The sequence below is a fragment of the Porphyromonas endodontalis ATCC 35406 genome, from assembly GCF_000174815.1.
GTDB lineage: Bacteria > Bacteroidota > Bacteroidia > Bacteroidales > Porphyromonadaceae > Porphyromonas > Porphyromonas endodontalis.
The window spans coordinates 64629-85949 of the sequence record NZ_ACNN01000029.1 but is presented as its reverse complement, the minus strand read 5'-3'; the positions used below and the strand labels follow the sequence as shown (position 1 = coordinate 85949).

The window sequence follows — 21321 nt, the reverse complement described above, 5'->3', positions numbered from 1 at the left end:
AGGCGTGATCTTACCGATTGCGAAGGGGACCCTTGCGAGAGGGTTGCTCCGGAGATTGTACCGCTTCCTCTATTTGTTTACGAGTGAATTTGCCGATGAACGAAATCGCTACGTACTCCTCCGGAGAGTCTACTAGGAGGTAGAGGTCGTGTATTTCGTTACCCTTTTTCCTGCCCACAAGGTGCATGGTTCTTTGATCCTCTTTTACAAAGAAAAGTTGCTCGTAGGTGGGTGAATCCATCTTGATCATAGGGGTAAAGATGGAGCGCATGAGCTGGATGTTTTTACGGTCTGCTGCCGAGAAGATGTATACGGAGTTCACCGCTTGTATCAATCCGTGCAGAGAGGCTGAGTGTCCGTTTCCTCCCGAAAAACGAAGGGAAGACTCCGAAAGCATGGAGGAGGATAGGTAAACTACCGTGATGCCATCAGTAGACATTAGACGCTCCAGTGTAGTGTTGTTTTGCGCCTGCACAGGGCGAAAGGTAAGAGGTAGTAGTGCAAATAGGGCGGTGACGATGGGTAGGAGTTTCATATCGTAGAAGGGTATATCTAGAGAGACTAATAGGCGATATCAAAGGGTGTGGCAAAGGGTGTGGAGGAGCTCATTGGCTCTAATTGTTGGTAAGAGGCATCTAAGAAGTTGGATACTTCTTCTAGGGTAGAGTGGGCTTTGGTATAATGTTCGTTGCCGGCTGAGAGGCAATCGTCGAGTAACCCAAAGGCGCGCGCCATCTCGCGATCCACTTCCTCTTGATCTATGGGGCGAGTGTTACGCCAAGAGCCGTTGGGTTCGGTGGAGGGTTGCCAGATAGAGGTGCCGATAGCGATAAGGAGAGCCAAGGCAGCAGCGGCAGTCCAAATATGTTTCGGGATAATGCGCCAACGCTTTTGTACCTTCACTTCTTGAGTTGCTTGCTCCTTCTGTTCTGCCAAAGAGAGCTGGGCGGCAGCCATCATCATATGCTCCATGGCGATTAAGTCTGGGCGATAGGGGCTGTCTTCGGGCTCTTCGAGCAGAGAGATATAGAGGGACACCTCCTCTTCGGGAGAGGTTGAGCCATCGTAGTACTTCCGGAGTAGCTCCTCAAGGTGGCGTGGAGTAGTCATTCTTTTTATCGCTCTAGGGGTGATCAATCTTTTTCAAACAGGGCTCGCACTTCTTTACGAAGGCGAGATAGGGTGCTTCGTACTGTCGTCTCTTGCAGGCCGAGGCGCTCTGCTGTTTCTTGGTTGGATAGCATCTCGTAGTGCCTTAGTGAGAATATACTTTTTTGGGGTTCGCGTAGTTGCTCTACCCAATGTGCAAGGCGTTCTTCTCCGCTCTTTGCCACAAGCGTACTATGGGGATCGGCGCTATTGTCTATCTGTAGAGCCAGAGCCGTCTCTGCCTCTTTGCCACTCGTGCGCAGTCTCTCTCCGGCACTCTTGAGGTGGTCTAGGCATCGGTTGCGTGCAATACGTACGGCATAGGCTTGTGGTGATTGCACGTTGTCTAGCTCATCTCTCTGCTCCCATAGGCGGAGGTAAACATCTTGTGTGATATCGTTGGCAACCTCTTGATCTGTAAGGAGAGCCACACATACCATAAATATCACCTGCCTGAGGGGGAGGTAAGTTTGGTTGAATGTAGCCTTATTCATACAGATAGAGAGTAGAAGGGATGGTGCCTATTGGGCTATTTATTCTCCGTTTGAGCAGGGGCTAAATGAATAGAACTATTAAGTCTAAAGTGACCTAGTAGGCGGATCACTTGTTGCCGCTTTTCGTTTGTGTACAGGATATACATGCCTGTAAAGGTAGGAGCCTGAGGATTTTGTATGCCAAAGATACGTACTTTGTCACTACCCTCACTGGCAAGAGTGATCAATTCACAATCCTCAAACTGGAGGGGAGAGAAAAGAGATGCGACAACCTTCTGTTCTTCTTGGGTGAGTGCTAGCGAACGAGGTATAGAGAGTATGAAAAGACTTTGCTCTTCCGCTTCTTTGAGAGTAAGAGGTAAAGTACTGCTATCACTCTTGAAACTTGATGTTGCCAAAGCGTCTAGGAAGTCCCCATCTATCACGGGGGCTGAACTACTAAACAGCTGAGCCAAGGCTTCAGCTCCAAAATAGCTACACTCCACTCCCTCTATGCGAGCACATTGCTCGAATAGATTCGCAATAGAAGTAGTGGTAGACTGAGCCATTGCACTTAGGCAACCGGCAAACCCCAAGAGGGAAACCAGAAGGTGTCGAATCATCTTTTATTTCTTTGTCATGTGAGTCCTTTGAGAGAGGGGGCACTACGCATTGCGCTTTTTCGTTCCTCCTTCTTCTCTGTTTGGGCTCTCGCTTAGAGCCCTCTATCCATAAGACGAACTGAGATAGGATTTGTTGCATCTGAGGGTGAAATATTTTTCGCTTTTGCCCTAGATTTGAAAATTTCTAGGGCAGGATTTCCCAATTTTTCAGCTAGAATGGGAGAGACTTTTCAGGTAGAAAAAGAAAACTTCTTGGGCGAAGGATCCTCCTCTGTCCATTCTTGACTAGATTCCACTCTCTCTACTTCGTATCCCCATCGCTCCTGATATAGGTTTCTATATGTGTCGAAAGATGTGGATTTCATGAAAGAATTAATCGATATTGTTGACTTCCTGTTATTTTTCTTTCAATCCTTACGTTGAATAACTTTGAATCGGTATCTTTGTAAAGTAGAAGGTATTAGCTTATGAGGTACGGATATACGAAAGACACTGAAAGCAAGAGGGTTTTACCGCTCAATCCGGTAAAACCGAAGGTTCGTTTCGATGGGGAAGAGTTTTTGTTTGAATCTCTAATATTGAAGCAGAAGATGAATTCCTGTCACAACTTTGAGGTGGTCAAGGAATATTTTTCACAGGATGAGATGTGGCAGGCCAAGCCCGGGGAATTGGTCGAGATGATCGGTTCTCGTGTCCTTATCTATTTGGAGCATTTGGATGGAAGTCATCCCTATGAGTTTTCGGGTTGGGTCACCGATGTGCAGATTGATTCGTGGGAAGATTTTACGGACAATCCTGACTGCAAGCACCGCTCTAATAAGGTGCGTATCATTGGTCAGGGCGATGTGGTCAAACTGGATGGTGCCGCAACGATGAACTCCTTTGTTGATTGTTCATTAAGTGATATTGTAGTACAGACGACTAAAGACTCTCGTCTTGATGTCAAGTGTAACCCTAAGTATAAGGGGCTTCTTTCTTATGCTATGCAGTATGGAGAGAGTAAATTCGAGTTTCTCAATCGGCTCTCCTATACGTACGGAGAACCTTTTTACTACGATGGTCGGGCTCTCTTCTTTGGAACTCCTGATGACCCGAGCTCCGAGGATCTTTACGTGGATCAGGATTTGACGAGTCTGCGCACCTACTCTTCGGCTGTTCCTCGGAAGTATATCGGGTATGGTTATCTGCCGATGGAAGATCAATTTGTGCGCACTCCCGAAAGCTTCGAGTGTAATGACCAGCACTGGATGGTTGATACCATCACGAAGAGAGCAGACTATTTATTCCCAGACAAAGGTATGGTGGAAGCTGGAACTCCTGTGTACTACGATTCGCATATCTATGATATGGCGGGTGACCGGCGATCGGATGCTGCGGGGAGGATGATGAATATTGAGGGCGAGACCCGCACCTGCCGTATCAAGTTGGGAGGGTTGGTGAATATATTCTTCCCGCTCAAGATGGATGTTCCTTGGTTAGGGCAGTATCGTATAGTCCAAATTATTCATCGTGTTGATAAGAGAGGGAACTACAGTAATCATTTCATGGCGATGCCGAGTCGGTACGAATATGTTCCCGAACGCTTCATGCACAAGCTCATCGCCTATCCCGAGGTCGCCATAGTATCGGACAACAATGACCCGCGAGGGCAGGGGCGAGTGAAGGTCCAATTTTATTGGCAGAAACCGCTCAGTCTCGCGACCAATTGGTTGAGGATCCAGACTCCTGATGCGGGTAGCAGTGACAAGGTGTCAAGCAACCGCGGTTGGGTGACAATCCCAGAGGTGGGCGACCAAGTGATGATCGGCTTTGAGCATGGTGATCCGCACCGCCCCTTTGTCATGGGAAGTCTTTTCCACGGAAAGAGCGGAAAGGGTGGGGATACGGAAAACCATTTGAAAAGCATCTCTACCCGCAGTGGGCATCACATTGTGTTCAACGATGATGAACAAGGAGATTGGAGTATTACCATCAAAGACCAAGGAGGGAATGCTATCCACTTGGATACAAAAGGGAAAAATATAGAAATATCAGCTCCCGAACAGATTAAAATTTCGGCTAAGGATATCGTGATGGAAGCTCAGAATGAAATGTTTTTATCGTCCGGAAAGAGGACTCAACAAAGTACTGGTGGAGACTTTACTCACGTTATCGGGGGAAAGACACAAATCAAGGTTGAAGAGGACATGGCTTTATCACTTGGTGGAAATTTAGATACAAAAGCTATGGGAGATGTAGCTCTTAATTCGGGAGGAGATATGCGGCAAGAGTCTTCGAATCGTATTCGGATTGTTTCCGGAGGAAAGACAGACATTTCCTCTCAGTCCGATCTCACAATGGAGAGTGGGACAGATGTTTTTATCTCTAAGTAAAGTCGAAAAATGTCGTTACTCCAATCATCCCGCAGGGCGTATCTTACACGAATTCGGCAAATAATGCCGGATAAGGTACTTACTTGCTATACAGGTAAAACCCTGATGGAACTCGTAGAGACGAAGTCGGAGGGGTATAAATGCCTACTCGAAAAAAGATGTGATGTTCAGATTGAGCAAGTAAAACCGTTGCTTGCGAATAGGCTGCTGATTGAGCTTGGAGAGAGTCTGTACCCGATAGAGTTAAATATCACTTTGGATGGGAAAATTGACAGCATTACAAACTTCGAAGAAATAAAAGAACGTCGAACAAACAAGGCAAAAGAACTTCTTTCCACTTTCCCGACCATTCCTTTTCGAAGGTATATCGAAATGTCACAAGGGTATCTTGAGGAGGAAGAGGTCTTCCGGAGTGTATTGGTAAGAGATAGTTTCATACAACTCTTTTTTTCTTGTGCCTCAGAGTCTCCATTTTGCTATACTTGCGACAATTTCCCTCGGAAGGGGGAGAAGAATAGTTTTTATTGTGAAATTGACAAGAAGGACATAGGGACTTGCCTTTACATTGCTCAACCAGCATTCCCAACCCCGTCTCATGTAGTCATGGGAGGGAGTGTCGTGAGTGATATATCTGCGAAAAGGGAGCTTGTTGGCATTAAAGCAGAATTCAAACTTCAAGAAGATATGGATGTGTATAAGCGCGAGATAGAAATTTCTATGTTAGACGGAGACCCTATATTATGACCCCAAAAAGTATGGATTATGGCTGATAAATTTATTGTAGAAGGAGCATTGTGTACCTGTAAGTTCGGAACAGCCCCGGCTCGGCTGCTTGTCTTAGTCCCCGATCGTGCTCATATGAATGGAGCAAAAGCAATTGCCGACACAATGAATCTCGGGAACGTATTCTATCCCCCGGGGTTTGCTATGTGCAACAGCACGTACCCACCCAAACCATGTGTCCCCGCCATAACCCAATGGAGTGGAGCTTTTGATAAAATCAAATTTAATCGGGTAGCTTCTCCTCTTCTCGTAACCAGTAAAGGAACATGCGCGTTAGGATGCCCTAATTGTATTGAGTTTATCAATGAGGGGCAGGTAGCCATGCCCGGTATCGAACATCTGAAACAAGTCCAATCAGAATTCCTGGGAGACATGGATCCTTTGGGGGATTCGTTGGCTTTGCACGAAGAGCAGATAGAGGCATTCAAACAGATAACTTTAAGGTGAGAGGATAGTGTAGTGATATTAAGACGAATAGATTCCCCCGAAGAAAAGATCGGGAGCAGTTTGAAGTCTCCAAGGCCGAGCGTATTAAGACGAATACACTTCCCCGAAGAGATACAGGCAGAGACGGAAGTTCGCATTCCTCTGTTTTTCGATGCGCCCATAGAGGAGACAGATAAGACGATATTACGGTGTCATCTTTATGACGAGATATTCAATATAGATCACTATCTCCCGGACATCTCTATCGGTTCTCTCGAAGTCCCCAAATTGGAAGAGGGGCTTTTGCGTTGGATGCCGATAGATACGACTTATTTACCACACGTTCGAATAGCGAAGCTTAAATTCCCGGAAGAGCTGGCAGGTGGCACTTTTCGGATCGAATTCTTGATACAAAGCTCCCCGGATGATCTCGCCGCCAATTGCACTCCGTACGAAATTGCAATGGAGAAACGGGATGAGCCGGTAAGAATGTATTTCAAGAAAAAGATGATAGCCGATATAGATCAACTTTTGAAACGTTCGCTTTCAGATTCGTCACCAATGCCGAGAACTCAGACGTTCCCATTTCAATGTTACGACGTGAAGAGGAATTATTTCCAGTCGAATATTAAAGTAACGAGCAGTGACTCTCAAGCTCCAAAGATTATGAGTGTGTGCTGGGGGGTAGATGAAGAAATCTCATTTGGGAAGCCCTCCAAGCAACGTACCGAAACTCAGGTGGGTAAAAATGAAACCCTCTTCCTACACATTCAGACACATGGATTGTATGGACATGTAATTCCCACATTAATTGGGAATGTCAGGATAGAAGTCAGAATAAAAGACAATACGGCAGTTTGTGTAGGGGCATTATGGTTTTGGATATCACGAGGTATAACTTCTTTCTTCAACGCCACAGACAAGCGGATAGAGTGTTATGCCGGTCTGTATCCCCAAAACAAAGATGGAAGCCTGGATACAACAAAGGTTGTCACCAAGTCAATCGTATATGCGACCCCTCAGTTGACCTACGTGCCCAATCGTATTAGTCCGATCTCGCCATCGACTACAGCTGTTGCGGTTTCTGCTGGTGGACAAATTAAGCCGGAGATTTATGGCGAAGCACATTGTATGGTGGAGTTTCGTCCAACTCCTGAGTATCAGGGGGATTTCGGATTCTCATGGTTCAGAAAAGGCGATCTGCAGTCAAGATACGGAGTGTATTCTCAGGAAAGTGAGCGCTTAGAAAAAAAGATCGACACTCTAAATCGTCCCTCTAATGATCATGACTTTGCCGAAATTATGGGGCATCACTACGCCTCGGAGACTGTAGGCGGGCAGATGGTTGAGTATATCGTACAGGATGGAAATAGCTCCAGTACACACAGTCTGTTTAAGAAAGATACTCAGATGTATCACAATCATAGCCTTGACTATTACCGTATCCTGATGAAAAATATGGACGAGCAAAAGTACCATATCCCCTATATGACTATCCGAAAAGATGTAGAGGCGGAGCTGAGCCTACATATCTCGGTTAGGGAAAAGCCGGAAAAACTTATTTACCGGTTTGACAATCCCGCTGCTTTATCCGAAGGCTATATGACCATCAATGGTGCTGCAGCTCCTTACGAAGATATCTCTCCTCCTTCGGAAACAGGAGAGACTCCCGATATGACTAAAACCATCAAAATAAAATGCTTGAAAGAATTTTCCAAACCGCTGTGGTTTGAGGTATATGCCAAAGCAAAAGACTCAGAGGATGAACACCTCTGTGGAGCGGTGTATATCTTCCCCAACGATCTGCTGCATCAGCGGAAGATTAACGTGGTGTTCTTTAATGTAAAAACAAAAATAAATGGAGGCAAACCACGTTCTGGAATAGCAAAAGATGACACCTCTAAGTCTGATATATTGAAGAAATACCTTGGGCAGGCATATGTTATTCCGGAAATCACAACTGTAGAACTGGATTTGGTTGATGAGACAACCAAAGTAACGGATGCAGACTATCTTGCCTGCTGTATTCAGGATACAACAGTTCAAGGAGCATACACATCAATTGATCCTGACAAGAAAAATGATTTGAAAAAATTCCTTCTCCAAGCAACGGAAGAGAAATATGATAACTGCTTCAAGATTTTCTTCATCGGGGATCGTTGTCCGGGAAGTAATGGATTTTCTTTAGGGGAGAAGTTTACTGTATGTTTCAGTTCTGCTATACCCTCAACACCGGCTCACGAATTGGGGCACGCCTTAGGGCTTCCACATACCTTTGATGGGAGCACGTCACGAGCCAAATACATCTATGAAGACGGAATGACCGACAACATAATGGATTATAGCCATCTTTTGGGTATTGCTCGGCACAGTTTCTTCCATTGGCAATGGCACACTATGAATATAAAACTCAGATAGAGCGATGAAAAGGAAAACAACTGTAATAATATTCCTCTTGTGCCTCCTTCCAATGGCAGGGGGTGCACAGTTTTCCAGTAAACAACCAACAAAAAAGGATACAACTATGCTACAGCAGAGAGAAGTCGAGCGATATGATTTTGAAGCGACAAAGAATGGAACTATTGATGTTATCACAGAGCAAGATGGATGGATATTGGAGAAATCATTAATGTGGCCGAGTGGCCCTTTTTATGATGAGTACGCTCCGGCGAAGGAGTTTTATCAAATATATAAATGGTTCTACCCAAGCGGAACAATGAGAACAAAAATAGCTCTATTGGGCGATGTTGTAATTGGTATCCGTGAAGAATACGACGAGGCCGGTAATCTTATCAAGGAGGAGGACGAAGACAAGAAGTTTGGGAAGATCAAGCCGAAGGACATCGTTGAGCTTCTAGAAAAGGAGGGATGGTTTAACCGAGAGACCGGAGAGAACAAGATTACCGAAAAAGAGGTCCTGCCCACTACGGGGGTGTTCTACCGAGAAATCATAAAGTATGTGCAGATACGCTATGTCCCGAAACAAGCGACAGGAGAGAAATCATATTGGAAAATCGTGATTGAACCTCGATTTATGATGTGGATTACTACCTATATCGTAGATGGAGAGACGGGAGAATTTACCAAAGAGAAGACGTTTGAAATGAGAGAAGAATGAACCTCTATCCCCTCCTCAATAGCGGCATCCCATGAACATAAGACTTAGGTAGGCAATGAAAAGGACAACATTAATTATCTTCTTACTTTGCTTTGTCCCAGTAGTAGGTTGTGCGCAGACTATCGGAAAACGACCAACAAAAAAGGATACAATTATGCTGCAACAGAGAGAAGTCGAGCGGTATGATTTCGAAGCGACGAAGAATGGAACTATTGATGTTGTCACAGAGGAAGATGGATGGAGAATAGAAAAAGGTTCAGTGTGGGAAGATGGTGCTCTTTACGATGAGTATGCACCGGCAAAAGATTTTTACAAGATCCAAAAAAAGTTCTATCCAAATGGGATAATGAGACGAAAAACATCTCTTTTTGGAGGCGTTGTAATCGGCATTTATGAAGAATATGACGAGGCCGGTAATCTCATCAAGGTGGTGGATGAAGACAAGAAGTTCGGGAAGATCAAGCCGAAGGACATCGTTGAGCTTCTAGAAAAGGAGGGATGGTTTAATCGAGAGACCGGTGAGAACAAGATTACCGAAAAAGAGGTCTTACCCACTACGGGGGTGTTCTATCGAGAAATCATAAAGTATGTGCAGATACGCTATGTTCCGAAACAAGCGACAGGAGAGCGAGCATATTGGAAAATCGCGATTGAACCTCGATTTATGATGTGGATTACTACCTATATCGTAGATGGAGAGACGGGAGAATTTACCAAGGAGAAGACGTTTGAAATGAGGGAGGAATGAACCTCTATCCTCTTCTCAATAGTAGCATCCCATGAATATAAGACTTAGGTAGACAATGAAAAGGACAACATTAATTACCTTCCTACTTTGCTTTGTCCCAATAGTGGGTTGTGCACAGCCCCTTAGTAAACAATTGATAAAGAGGGATACAACTATGCTACAACAGAGAGAAGTCGAAAAATATGACTCCGTTTCCGCCCAAAGGTATGGAATTGGTGAAGTTGGTTTTCTTGAAAAAGACTGGCTAATCACACTAAGTAAGCTAGATGATCGTGGAGCTCGGAGCGCAGAATATAGTCCTGCCCATGACTTTTATGTTGTGGGTAAAACTTTTTATCCTAATGGAAGTCTTCATTCTAAGGGCAGGTCATTTGGGCGTGTCCCAATCTGTATTTACGAAGAATACGACGAGATCGGTAGTCTCATCAAGGTGGTGGACGAAGACAAGAAGTTCGGGAAGATCAAGCCGAAGGACATCGTCGAGCTTCTAGAAAAAGAGGGGTGGTTTAACCGAGAGACCGGAGAGAACAAGATTACTGAAAAAGAGGTCTTGCCCACTACGGGGGTGTTCTATCGGGAAATCATAAAATATACTCGGATAACTTATATTCCCCAGGAACGCTCCCAGACGGGGCGCGCACATTGGAGGATTCGCATCAATCCCCGTTTTCTGGGGCACACCACAATCTATGTCGTTGATGGAGATACTGGTGAATTTACTAAAGAAGAGAAATTCGTCATGAAATACGAGTAGCCTCTATCCTCTTCCCAATAGTAGCATCCCATGAACATAAGACTTCGGTAGGCAATGAAAAGGGCGACATTAATTACCTTCCTACTTTGCTTTCTCCCAGTAGTAGGTTGTGCGCAGACTATCGGAAAACAACCAACAAAAAAGGATACGATTATGCTACAACAGAGAGAAGTCGAGCGATATGATTTCGAAGCGACAAAGAATGGAACAGATGCTGTCATTGTCGAGCAAGACGGCTGGCTGATAGAGAAATCACACATGTGGGAAAGTGGACCTTTTTATAATGAGTACGCTCCGGCAAAGGGTTTCCACAAAATACATAAATGGTTCTATCCGAGTGGAACGATGAGAAGTAAGATAGTATTGCTCGGTGGGGTAGCAATTGGAATCTATGAAGAGTACGATAGAGGGGGTAATCTTATCAAGGTGGAGGACGAAGACAAGAAGTTTGGGAAGATCAAGCCGAAGGACATCGTCGAGCTTCTAGAAAAGGAGGGATGGTTTAATCGAGAGACCGGAGAGAACAAGATTACCGAAAAAGAGGTCTTGCCCACTACGGGAGAGTTCTACCGAGAAATCATAAAATATACTCGGATAACTTATATTCCCCAGGAACGCTCCCAGACGGGGCGCGCACATTGGAGGATTCGCATCAATCCCCGTTTTTTGGGGCACACCACGATCTATGTCGTTGATGGAGATACAGGCGAATTCACTAAGGAAGAGAAGTTCGTAATGAAATACGAGTAGCCTCCATCCTCTCGTCAATGGTGGTATGCAATGAATATAAACTCAGATAGAGTCGTGAAAAGAATAGCAATAACAACTTTTCTCTTATGTTTCCTTCCAATGGCAGGGTGTGCACAGTACTCTAGTAAACAGCCAACAAAAAAGGATACAACTATGCTACAACAGAGAGAAGTCGAGCGATATGATTTCGAAGCGACAAAGAACGGAACAGATGCTGCCATTGTCGAGCAGGACGGCTGGCTAATAGAGAAATCATCAATGTGGCCAAGTGGACCTTTCTATAATGAGTATGCACCGGCAAAGGATTTCTACAAAATACATAAATGGTTCTACCCAAGTGGAACGATGAGAAGTAAGATAGTATTGCTCGGTGGGGTAGCAATTGGAATCTATGAAGAGTACGATGAGGCCGGTAATCCCATCAAGGTGGTGGACGAAGACAAGAAGTTCGGGAAGATCAAGCCGAAGGACATCGTCGAGCTTCTAGAAAAGGAGGAATGGTTTAATCGAGAGACCGGTGAGAACAAGATTACCGAAAAAGAGGTCTTGCCCACTACGGGAGTGTTCTATCGGGCAATCATAAAGTATACGCGGATAACTTATATTCCCCAGGAACGCTCCCGGACGGGGCGTGCACATTGGAGGATTCGTATCAATCCCCGTTTTTGGGGGTACACCACGATCTATGTCGTTGATGGAGATACAGGCGAATTTACTAAAGAAGAGAAATTCGTCATGAAATACGAGTAGCATCCCATGAACATAAGACTTAGCTAGGCAATGAAAAGGACAACATTAATTATCTTCCTACTTTGCTTTGTCCCAGTAGTAGGTTGTGCACAGCCCCTTAGTAAACAATTGATAAAGAGGGATACAATCATGCTACAACAGGGAGAAGTCGAGCGATATGATTTCGAAGCGACGAAGAATGGAACTATTGATGTTATCACAGAGCAAGATGGATGGATATTGGAGAAAACACATATGTTGGCAAGTGGCCCCTTTTATGATGAGTATGTTCCGGCAAGGGAGTTTTATCAAATACATAAATGGTTCTATACAAGTGGAACAATGGGAAAAAAAATAGCTCTATTGGGCGATGTAGTAATTGGTATCCGTGAAGAATACGACGAGGCCGGTAATCCCATCAAGGTGGTGGACGAAGACAAGAAGTTCGGGAAGATCAAGCCGAAGGACATCGTCGAGCTTCTGGAAAAAGAGGGGTGGTTTAACCGAGAGACCGGAGAGAACAAGATTACCGAAAAAGAGGTCTTGCCCACTACGGGGGAGTTCTATCGAGAAATCATAAAGTATGTGCAGATACGCTATGTTCCGAAACAAGCGACAGGAGAGCGATCATATTGGAAAATCGTGATTGAACCTCGATTTATGATGTGGATTACTACCTATATCGTAGATGGAGAGACGGGAGAATTTACCAAAGAGAAGACGTTTGAAATGAGATATGAATAGTTCTCTTATTCTGTTTCATACTTTCTTCTCTGTTTGGGCTCTCGCTTAGAGCCCTTTATCCATAAGACGAACTGAGATAGGATTTGTTGCATCTGAGGGTGAAATATTTTTCGCTCTTGCCCTAGATTTGAAAATTTCTAGGGTAGGATTTCTCAAAAATTCAGCTAGAATGGAAGAGACTTTTCAGGTAGAAAAAGAAAACTTCTTGGGCGAAAAATCCTCCCCTCCTCTCCTGCCTGGAATCCCCGCCCCCTCTACTTCATATCCCCATCGCTCTTGATAAAGGTTCCTGTTGTCCTTGATTTTATGGATAGGATGTGGTGATATTGTACCTTTGTGTCTTGAATTAGAGAGAGAAGGCTTCGTATGCGTATTATTCGTAGTTCCTATATCCCTTTTCGAGGATTTACCGCCATGAATCTTTTTGGGGTACTCTGTGTACGTCGGGAGGCTGCGGAACTTTCATCCTATACCCTCAATCACGAAAAAATCCATTCTGCCCAGATGCGAGAGATGCTTTACATCCCTTTCTATATATGGTATCTCTTGGAGTGGCTCCTGCGCTTGCTCCTCCCAGGTAATGCCTATCGCAATATCTCTTTTGAGCGAGAGGCGTATAAATACCAAAACGACCTATCCTACCTAAGTAGAAGAGGTCGCTTTGCGTGGTTTCGTTTCCTATTTAGAGCCCGTTAGCGGTCTTCGAAGCTTTTGAATACCTCCGGGAGGTTGTCAATAATATCGGAGGCAATGAGGGCCGTTTCGCTAGACCTAGCTGCAAAGAGGTCGCCCGCTTCCCCATGGAAATAGTTGGCGAGTACTGCCGCCGTAGAGGGGTCGTACCCTTGCGCCAGTAGGGCTAGGATAATCCCTGTGAGCACATCGCCACTGCCTGCTGTTGCCATACCCGGGTTGCCCTTACTATTGAAGTAGATGCTCCCGGCAGGGGTACACGTGGTGGAATAAGCACCCTTTAAGATAATATTTAGTCCGTGTGTACGAGCAAAGTAGGTAGCCTGCTCAAGGCGTTCTTCGTCCGTATCCCAATGGGTTGTAAGTCGGTCAAATTCGCCTGCATGAGGGGTGAGAATGCTGTCTTTGGGCACGAGATCGAGTAACGACTTATGGCGTGCAATCAAGTTGAGAGCATCGGCATCTATCACAAAAGTCTTGTCACTTGCATTGGAGAATAGGTCGATGAGCATCTCGGCTGTCTCCTCTTCTTGCCCCAGTCCGGGGCCTATGGCAATCACATCGTACTGCCGTAGGTTGTCTACCATTGTCGTGATATTGCTGTTCACGTCAAGGTCGAGCATGGCCTCGGGTACTGCCGCCTGCAAGGCCGTCTCTCCGCGGTAGGGTATATGGCAGGTAAGCTTGCCGATACCACTCCTAAGAGCCGCTTTGCTGGCAAGTATCGCTGCGCCCATTTTCCCTTGAGAGCCTGCAATGAGTAGTCCATGACCAAAAAGCCCCTTGTGTGCGAAGCGATCGCGACGGCGGAATATCGTAGCTAGCGTATTCTCCTCAATCAGATAGTGGCGCGTAGGTAGGTTGTCTTTACCGCTACTACTCAACCCAAGTTGTATGACACTGGGATGCCCAATGAAGGGAGCATTTTCTGCAAAAAAGAAACAACGCTTGGGGTACTCTAGAGTATAGGTATAGGTAGCTTTGATAATGGCATCACGGTCTACCATAAGATTTTCGCTGGGATACAAGCCCGAGGGAAGGTCTATGGATATAACCTCGCACTGCGATTGATTGATGTATTGTATGATGCTTCTATAAGCTCCGTCCGGGGTGCGATTGAGTCCTGTACCGAAGAGACCATCAATAACGATATGCTTGGGCGTTAATACGGGGAACTCAATTTTGCCACTAATTACCTCTTGTAGTTTGATATTGGGGTGATTGGCAACGCGATTCCTCATAGTCTCACATGCGGAGGAAAGAGACTGCTTCCCTTGGATCAAAAAGACCGAGACCGCATAGTTGTTACTCGCAAGCTCAAGGGAGAGAGCTAGGGCGTCGGCTCCATTATCACCATTCCCGGCAATACAAACAATGGGGCGTCCACAATTCTTATAAACATGCAAAAACTCTTCGGCGAGCTTGGTTGCTGCATTTTCTATAAGAGTGAGGAGAGGTAACCCCTCGTGCTGTATGGTGTGCGTATAGAGGGCGTTAATTTCTTCGCCGGAGAATATCTTTATCATATAACTGTACCAAAGGCTAGAGAGGAGAGGGCTGAGGCTTTAGTCCATACTCCCCCGTACAATACCTCGCTCCGAAGAGCGAATAAAATTGAGAATCAAGTCACGCTCAGGAGAGGCCGGGATCTCCTCTTCGATAGTGGCAATGGCTTCTGTATTGTTAAGTCCACGTTGGTAGAGGGTGCGATATACGTCGTTAATGAGAAAAATTTGCTCATTGGAGAATCCTCTACGCCGCAGTCCTACGATATTGATGCCGCAGTACACAATGGGATCACGACCGATTAAGGTGTAGGGAGGGATGTCTTTGGTAACACGGCTTCCCCCCTGTATCATTGCGTGCTGTGAGATGCGACCAAACTGATGTACGAGTACACTTCCGCTTAGTATAGCATAGTCGTCAATCTCCACTTCTCCTGCTATTTGAGAGGCATTCCCTATAATGATATGATTTTGTAGTACACAGTCGTGGGCAATGTGGCTGTATGCCATGATGAGACAATGGTCTCCGATTTTGGTATAACCACGGGAGGCTGTCCCTCGATTGACTGTAGCATATTCGCGGATGGTTGTGTAGTCCCCTATATAGGCAAGGGTCTCCTCTCCTTGGAATTTTAGGTCTTGGGGAACTCCCGCTATCACAGCTCCCGGATGGATCTCGCAGTGTGCCCCTATACGAGCACCACTGCGTATGATAGCATGGCTGTGGATATGAGTTCCCTCTCCTATCTCTACATTTCCTTCTACTATGGCAAAGGCGTCTATTTGTACTCCGTCGGCTAGTTTAGCCTCGGGGGCAACAAGGGCTGTGGGGTGTATGGTGGTTGTGTTCATTTTATAGGAAAGAAAGTTAGTTGTTCTTTACGATCTGTGCCATAAACTCAGCCTCGCATACGAGTTTTTCTCCTACATAAGCAAGACCGCGCATGTTGGCAATCCCTCGTATTATCTCGCTCATCATGCGCAGACGGAATACTAGGGTATCGCCGGGAACAACCTTCTGGCGGAATTTTACATTGTTGATTTTTAAGAAGTAAGTGGAGAAATCGCCTCCCTCTTCCATAGCACTAAGGACGAGTAATCCTCCCGTCTGTGCCATGGCTTCTACGATGAGTACTCCGGGCATTACAGGTTCGTTGGGGAAATGCCCCACAAAGAAAGGCTCATTGCCCGATACGCTTTTTACCCCTACGATACTATCTTGCCCGATCTCGATAATTTTATCTACAAGGAGGAAGGGATAGCGGTGAGGGAGCAATTCTTTGATGCAATTTATATCAAGTATGGGCTCCTTATCGGGATCATATACCGGGGCTTGGGCTTCGATCTGTTTGATCTCTTTGCGCAGGAGGCGTGCCATCTTATTGTTGATGCCATGCCCGGGGCTGTAGGCCAAAACGTGCCCACGGATGAATTTCCCTACGAGAGCAAGGTCTCCTATGATGTCGAGGAGTTTGTGTCGAGCCGGCTCTCCGGATAGCGCTTCATTGGGGTTGAGGAATCCTATTGTAGTGGGTATTTCTGTCCCCTGAGGTAGTACTTTCCCTAGCTCTTCTTTCTCTTCTTTGCTTAGCTCTCTGTCGTTGATAACGAGAGCATTCGATAGCTGCCCGCCTTGTATCAGCCCCTTCTGAATGAGGGGGAGAAGCTCGCGAACAAAGACAAAACTACGAGCCGGAGCAATCTCCGAAGCATAGTCTGTATGGCTGTCGTATGAGGCGAATTGATTGCCCAAAAGAGGCGAGGGGTACGAGATATGTGTATCAATACCGAATTCGTCATCGGGCAGGAGGATAATACGAGCTCCCGTATCAGGGTCACTTACTTCCATCCTTTTTTTGATGATGTAGTACTCGCGTTCGGCCTTCTGTTCGGCAAGACCTACTCGCTGTATTGCCTCTACAATGGGCTGAGAATTACCCGTGAGGATTGGGCACTCAGGGGCATTAACTTCTATAATACAATTGTCTACTCCAAGGGCATACAGGGCACTCAGGGTATGTTCGATAGTGCTTACTGAGAGGTCTCCCTTCTTGAGTACAGTACTGCGGTCGGTAGAGCAAACCAGCTCTGCCAGTGCCGGGATAAGAGGAGCATTCTCTACATCGGTACGCCTGATTTGGTATCCTGTGTTGATAGGAGCAGGCTGTAGGGTCATTGTAATCTGGAGACCTGTGTGGAGCCCTATCCCTTCGAAGTGGAGGGCTTCATTTAGTGTTTGCTGTTGCATGGGGTGGAGGATAATTTGTTGATTTTATCTTCGAGCTCTTCGAGTCTTCTGAGTAGTTGTGGCAATTTGGGCACTACGGTGTAGGCTCGCATTGCGGTGGAGAGATCCATGGCCGGGGAGCCAAGGAGTTTACGTCCGTCCGCAACATTGCCAAGGATACCGGTCTGGCCGCCCATATCAACATGGTTGCCTACGGAAACATGACCGGCGATGCCAATCTGCCCACCTGTGCGACACCAGGACCCTATGTGGGAAGAACCTGCCATGCCGCCTTGGGCTGCCATTACCGTGTGCTCGCCTACGGAGCAGTTGTGTGCTACCTGTACTAAGTTGTCGAGTTTGGCTCCTTTACCGATGATTGTACTGCCCATTACGGCACGATCTATACATGTATTGGCACCGATCTCTACGTCATCAGCAAGGACTACATTGCCTAATTGGGGGATTTTCTTGTACCCCTCCTCGGAGGGAGCAAAGCCGAATCCATCAGCCCCGATTACGGCTCCGGCATGGAGAGTGCAGCGTGCTCCTATCTCGCATCCCGGGTAGATAGTAACATGGGGATAGAGGGTACTCCCTTCGCCAATCTTGCATCCCTTACCGATGTATGTATATGGGTAAACGGAGCAGCCTTCGCCTAAGGTTACCCCCTCGGCAATGTAGGAAAAAGGAGCAATGTAGCAGTGCTTGGGAAGCTCTACGGAGGGGTGGATAAAGGCTTCACTAGCTACGCCTTCGTAGCGTGGAGCTATCTCTTCTGTTGCCAATTGCATCAATTGAGCTAGAGCGGCATAGGGATCGGCAACGCGTATTAAGTTGGTAGTGACGGGAGCCGAGGGGCTAAAGTGATCAGAAACGAGAGTAGCCGTTGCTCGGGTTGTGTAGATATGGGGTTCGTATTTTGGGTTGGCAAGAAAGGTGAGTTGCCCCTCAATGGCCTCTTCTATACGTCCAAATGAGGATACTATAGCTTGGGGATCTCCCTCAATAGTACCTCCCAGCAATGTGGCAATACTCTGTAGTGTAAACTGCATAACTCTATTTCCCTCTTAAGACTAGGGCTTATATGATTCCTTGTTTGATTAGAGCCGTCTCCATTTTGCGGCGGAGGTTCTCTGCCTCGTTGGCTGCGGCAGATGCAAAATGCTCAGAACTATCGGCATAGAGAATCCCTCGGGAAGAATTTACGAGGAGGCCACACTCCGGCGTCATACCATGCTCTATGAGTTGGTCAAAATCCCCACCTTGTGCGCCGATGCCCGGCACTAAAAGAAAATGATTAGGAACAATGTTGCGCACGCGTTGCAGGTACTCGGCTTGGGTTGCCCCCACTACGTACATCATATGCTCGTCGTCACTCCATTGGCTGCTGGTCTTGAGCACTTGCTCAAAGAAGAAGTCTCCCTCTTCGTTTTTGGTCAGTTGGAAGTCGCTAGCCCCCTGATTGGAGGTAAGAGCAAGTAGTACAACCCACTTATCCTTGTACTCCAAAAAAGGTTTTACGCTATCCTGTCCCATATAAGGAGCCACGGTAAGCGCATCGGCTTTTAGGTACTCATAGGAAGAGCGAGCGTAGTGCATACCGGTGTTGCCTATGTCTCCTCGCTTACCGTCTATGATGATGAATTGATCGGGGTATTGCTCGCGTATGTAAGCCACTGTATGCTCCAATACTTGCACTCCAAAGGCTCCCATGGATTCGTAAAACGCTACGTTGGGCTTGTATGCTACACAAGAGCCCGCGGTGGCATCAATGATGGCACGATTGAAGGTGAGCATGGGATTTTCCGTGCGCATGAGGTGCTCGGGTATCTTTCGGAGGTCTGTATCGAGTCCTACACAGAGGAAGGAGCGTTTCCGCTTTATGTTTTCTATGAGTTCTTGTCTAGTCATTGCAACTATGTATTACATGCCTTTTGAATAATAGGAGTCGGGGATTAGCTAAGGGCAGCTTCCTGCAATCGTTCGCTATTTTCTGTCACAGAGAGGGCATCGATAATGGGCTTTAGGTCACCATCGAGCACGGCTTGTAGGTTGTACAGAGTGAGCCCGATTCGGTGGTCGGTTAGCCTGCCTTGTGGATAATTATAGGTCCGTATTTTAGCACTTCTATCGCCGGTTGATACCATCGTTTTACGGCGGGAGGCAACCTCATCGAGGTACTTCTGATGCTCTAGATTGTAGATGCGGCTACGCAGCTCTGTGAGGGCTTTTGCTTTGTTTTTGAGCTGTGAACGCTCGTCTTGGCTCTGCACGGTAATCCCGGTAGGTACGTGTACGATACGCACCGCCGAGTAGGTCGTGTTTACAGATTGCCCCCCTGCACCGCTGGAGCAAAAGGTGTCAATACGTAGATCGCTCTCCTTTATTTCTACATCAAACTCGTCGGCTTCTGGGAATACAGCAACCGTGGCAGCCGAAGTGTGGATGCGTCCTTGAGCCTCGGTCTCAGGTACGCGTTGCACGCGATGCACACCGGACTCGTACTTGAGGGTGCCATAGGCATTATCTCCCGTTACGGAGAAAACGATCTCTTTGTACCCACCAAGGGTGCCCTCGGTATAGCTACTCACCTCTACACGCCAGCCGAGCCCCTCTACAAAGCGAGTGTACATTTTAAAGAGGTCACGGGCGAATAGAGCGGCTTCGTCTCCCCCCGTACCTGCACGGATTTCCATGATGGCATTCTTCCCATCTTCGGGGTCATCGGGTAGGAGCAATAGGGCAATTTTTTCTTGCAATTGAGGGCATTGCTCGTCGGCAAAGGCAATTTCCTCTTTGGCAAGAGCCTTCATCTCCTCATCATCTGTCCCATTGAGTAGCTCCATCGCTTCCTGGCGATTGAGTTTGAGGCGATTGTATTCCTCGTGGGCTTGGTGCAACTCCTCTAGACGGCGATACTCTTTGCTGAGACGCACAAAACGCTTATCGTCCGCTATTACAGAGGGGTCTGTGATGAGCAAAGCAACCTCTTCGAATCGGGCTTCGAGGTTCTGGAGGTGTAGTAATAGTTTCTCTTCGTTCATTTAGTAGCGTAGAGTGCCGTAGGGCGATTGTATGGTGAGACTATTCGTTGCCGCGTCTTCTACATGCCCTATTATTTGGGCTTCGATACCGAAACTCTGACTGATGGCGATAACATCGCTAGCCACCTCCTGAGGTACGTAAAACTCTAGGCGATGCCCCATGTTGAATACTTTATAGAGCTCTTCTCCCGAGGCGCCACTCTCTTCTGCAATGATACGGAAGAGTGGGGGTACGGGTAAAAGATTGTCTTTTACGACATGCTTCCCTCGAACGAAGTGGAGTACCTTGGTCTGTGCACCCCCGGTACAATGTACCATACCATGTATTTGGGGGCGAAGCTCTCGGAGCACAGCAGCCACTACGGGAGCATAGGTGCGAGTCGGAGAGAGTATCAATTGTCCCATATTAAGAGGTGTACCCTCCACAGGTTCTAAGAGAGAACGAGACCCACTGTAGACAAGGTCTTGAGGGATGGCAGCATCGAAGCTCTCAGGGAATCGCTCTGCAAGATATTTCCCTAAGACGTCGTGGCGAGCAGAGGTAAGCCCATTGCTCCCCATTCCGCCGTTGTATTGGTGTTCATAGGAGGCTTGACCATAGGAAGCCAGCCCTACTATTACGTCTCCACCGGCAATGCGTGCATTGTCTATGACATCACTGCGGCGCATTCGGCAGGTTACGGTACTATCCACTATAATGGTACGTACGAGGTCGCCCACATCTGCTGTTTCTCCTCCTGTGGAGTAGATGCCTACGCCTAGCTGGCGGAGGTTCTCTAGTAGCTCTTCTGTACCATTGATGATTTCTGCAATCACCTCTCCCGGGATGAGAGACTTGTTGCGCCCGATGGTGGAGGAGAGCAAAATGTTGTCGGTTGCTCCTACGCAGAGGAGGTCGTCGAGGTTCATTACGAGGGCGTCTTGGGCTATCCCTTTCCAAACGGAGAGGTCGCCGGTTTCGCGCCAATAGATGTAAGCAAGAGAAGACTTTGTACCGGCTCCGTCGGCATGCATTAGGTTGCAATAGTCGGGGTCCCCACCCAAGAGGTCGGGGATGATCTTGCAAAATGCCTGAGGGTATAGCCCCTTGTCTACATTTTTGATTGCATTGTGTACGTCTTCTTTACTCGCAGAGACGCCACGTTGCATGTATCGTTCGTTGCTCATAGTGCTGATTGTC

At 46.8% G+C, this 21321-nt stretch carries 22 protein-coding genes; 11 read left to right on the top strand and 11 right to left on the bottom strand.

From position 1 onward, the window contains the following. Positions 1-10 precede the first annotated feature (10 nt). From POREN0001_RS07360 to POREN0001_RS07345, 4 genes are read right to left on the bottom strand one after another with little or no spacing between them, the layout of a single operon-like run. Entirely contained in the window at positions 11-535 is a 525-nt protein-coding gene (locus POREN0001_RS07360) for a DUF4252 domain-containing protein (protein WP_004334434.1), read from the bottom strand. Positions 536-561: 26 nt separating this feature from the next. Further along, the gene (locus POREN0001_RS07355) at positions 562-1110 is read right to left on the bottom strand and encodes a hypothetical protein (RefSeq protein WP_004334540.1); all 549 of its coding nucleotides are present in this window, start codon (positions 1108-1110) and stop codon (positions 562-564) included. Positions 1111-1133: 23 nt separating this feature from the next. After that, on the bottom strand, positions 1134-1643 hold the full coding sequence (locus POREN0001_RS07350) for an RNA polymerase sigma factor (protein ID WP_004334431.1): 510 nt from the start codon (positions 1641-1643) through the stop codon (positions 1134-1136). A 35-nt stretch (positions 1644-1678) separates the two neighbouring features. Beyond that, the gene (locus POREN0001_RS07345; protein WP_004334435.1) at positions 1679-2245 is read right to left on the bottom strand and encodes a hypothetical protein; all 567 of its coding nucleotides are present in this window, start codon (positions 2243-2245) and stop codon (positions 1679-1681) included. A 590-nt stretch (positions 2246-2835) separates the two neighbouring features. Between POREN0001_RS07345 and POREN0001_RS07340 the strand changes: the two genes are divergently transcribed. The 11 genes from POREN0001_RS07340 to POREN0001_RS07290 all read left to right on the top strand — a co-directional run bounded on the left by POREN0001_RS07340 (position 2836) and on the right by POREN0001_RS07290 (position 13365). Beyond that, the gene (locus POREN0001_RS07340; protein WP_224208839.1) at positions 2836-4617 is read left to right on the top strand and encodes a phage baseplate assembly protein V; all 1782 of its coding nucleotides are present in this window, start codon (positions 2836-2838) and stop codon (positions 4615-4617) included. A gap of 105 nt (positions 4618-4722) precedes the next feature. After that, complete coding sequence (locus POREN0001_RS07335; protein WP_040581277.1) at positions 4723-5361, top strand: hypothetical protein; 639 nt, start codon at positions 4723-4725, stop codon at positions 5359-5361. An 18-nt stretch (positions 5362-5379) separates the two neighbouring features. Next, the gene (locus POREN0001_RS07330; protein WP_052296707.1) at positions 5380-5847 is read left to right on the top strand and encodes a PAAR-like protein; all 468 of its coding nucleotides are present in this window, start codon (positions 5380-5382) and stop codon (positions 5845-5847) included. A gap of 60 nt (positions 5848-5907) precedes the next feature. Next, on the top strand, positions 5908-8244 hold the full coding sequence (locus POREN0001_RS07325) for a zinc-dependent metalloprotease (protein WP_040581275.1): 2337 nt from the start codon (positions 5908-5910) through the stop codon (positions 8242-8244). A 106-nt stretch (positions 8245-8350) separates the two neighbouring features. Beyond that, positions 8351-8944 carry a hypothetical protein gene (locus POREN0001_RS09130; RefSeq protein WP_115321353.1) on the top strand — a complete coding sequence of 198 codons (594 nt, stop codon included), beginning with the start codon at positions 8351-8353 and terminating at the stop codon, positions 8942-8944. A gap of 154 nt (positions 8945-9098) precedes the next feature. Next, positions 9099-9692, top strand: coding sequence for a hypothetical protein (locus POREN0001_RS09125; protein ID WP_052296706.1), 594 nt, complete (start codon positions 9099-9101; stop codon positions 9690-9692). Positions 9693-9846: 154 nt separating this feature from the next. After that, positions 9847-10446, top strand: a complete 600-nt coding sequence (locus tag POREN0001_RS09120; protein ID WP_004334534.1) for a hypothetical protein — start codon at positions 9847-9849, stop codon at positions 10444-10446. A 153-nt stretch (positions 10447-10599) separates the two neighbouring features. Then, positions 10600-11196 (top strand): hypothetical protein, encoded by a 597-nt coding sequence (locus POREN0001_RS09115; RefSeq protein WP_052296705.1) that lies wholly within the window; start codon positions 10600-10602, stop codon positions 11194-11196. Positions 11197-11349: 153 nt separating this feature from the next. Further along, complete coding sequence (locus tag POREN0001_RS09110) at positions 11350-11946, top strand: hypothetical protein (protein WP_004334537.1); 597 nt, start codon at positions 11350-11352, stop codon at positions 11944-11946. A 129-nt stretch (positions 11947-12075) separates the two neighbouring features. Beyond that, positions 12076-12669 carry a hypothetical protein gene (locus POREN0001_RS09105; RefSeq protein WP_004334528.1) on the top strand — a complete coding sequence of 198 codons (594 nt, stop codon included), beginning with the start codon at positions 12076-12078 and terminating at the stop codon, positions 12667-12669. A gap of 366 nt (positions 12670-13035) precedes the next feature. Continuing rightward, complete coding sequence (locus POREN0001_RS07290; RefSeq protein ID WP_004334558.1) at positions 13036-13365, top strand: hypothetical protein; 330 nt, start codon at positions 13036-13038, stop codon at positions 13363-13365. Here the strand turns inward: POREN0001_RS07290 and POREN0001_RS07285 are convergent. From POREN0001_RS07285 to POREN0001_RS07255, 7 genes are read right to left on the bottom strand one after another with little or no spacing between them, the layout of a single operon-like run. Continuing rightward, positions 13362-14888, bottom strand: coding sequence for a bifunctional ADP-dependent NAD(P)H-hydrate dehydratase/NAD(P)H-hydrate epimerase (locus POREN0001_RS07285; RefSeq protein ID WP_004334610.1), 1527 nt, complete (start codon positions 14886-14888; stop codon positions 13362-13364). The genes POREN0001_RS07290 and POREN0001_RS07285 overlap by 4 nt on opposite strands. Before the next feature lie 39 nt (positions 14889-14927). Next, positions 14928-15719: an acyl-ACP--UDP-N-acetylglucosamine O-acyltransferase gene (gene lpxA, locus POREN0001_RS07280; protein WP_004334601.1), complete on the bottom strand. Its 792-nt coding sequence runs from the start codon at positions 15717-15719 to the stop codon at positions 14928-14930. A gap of 16 nt (positions 15720-15735) precedes the next feature. After that, entirely contained in the window at positions 15736-17115 is a 1380-nt protein-coding gene (locus POREN0001_RS07275; RefSeq protein WP_004334624.1) for a bifunctional UDP-3-O-[3-hydroxymyristoyl] N-acetylglucosamine deacetylase/3-hydroxyacyl-ACP dehydratase, read from the bottom strand. Then, positions 17097-18149 (bottom strand): UDP-3-O-(3-hydroxymyristoyl)glucosamine N-acyltransferase, encoded by a 1053-nt coding sequence (gene lpxD, locus POREN0001_RS07270; RefSeq protein WP_004334452.1) that lies wholly within the window; start codon positions 18147-18149, stop codon positions 17097-17099. Before lpxD ends, POREN0001_RS07275 begins: the two co-directional genes overlap by 19 nt. 28 nt (positions 18150-18177) lie before the next feature. Beyond that, positions 18178-19008 (bottom strand): orotidine-5'-phosphate decarboxylase, encoded by an 831-nt coding sequence (pyrF, locus tag POREN0001_RS07265; protein ID WP_004334597.1) that lies wholly within the window; start codon positions 19006-19008, stop codon positions 18178-18180. A 44-nt stretch (positions 19009-19052) separates the two neighbouring features. Next, entirely contained in the window at positions 19053-20141 is a 1089-nt protein-coding gene (gene prfA / locus POREN0001_RS07260) for a peptide chain release factor 1 (RefSeq protein WP_004334461.1), read from the bottom strand. Beyond that, positions 20142-21308 carry an AIR synthase related protein gene (locus POREN0001_RS07255; RefSeq protein ID WP_040581304.1) on the bottom strand — a complete coding sequence of 389 codons (1167 nt, stop codon included), beginning with the start codon at positions 21306-21308 and terminating at the stop codon, positions 20142-20144. It lies immediately after the preceding gene. Positions 21309-21321: the final 13 nt, after the last annotated feature.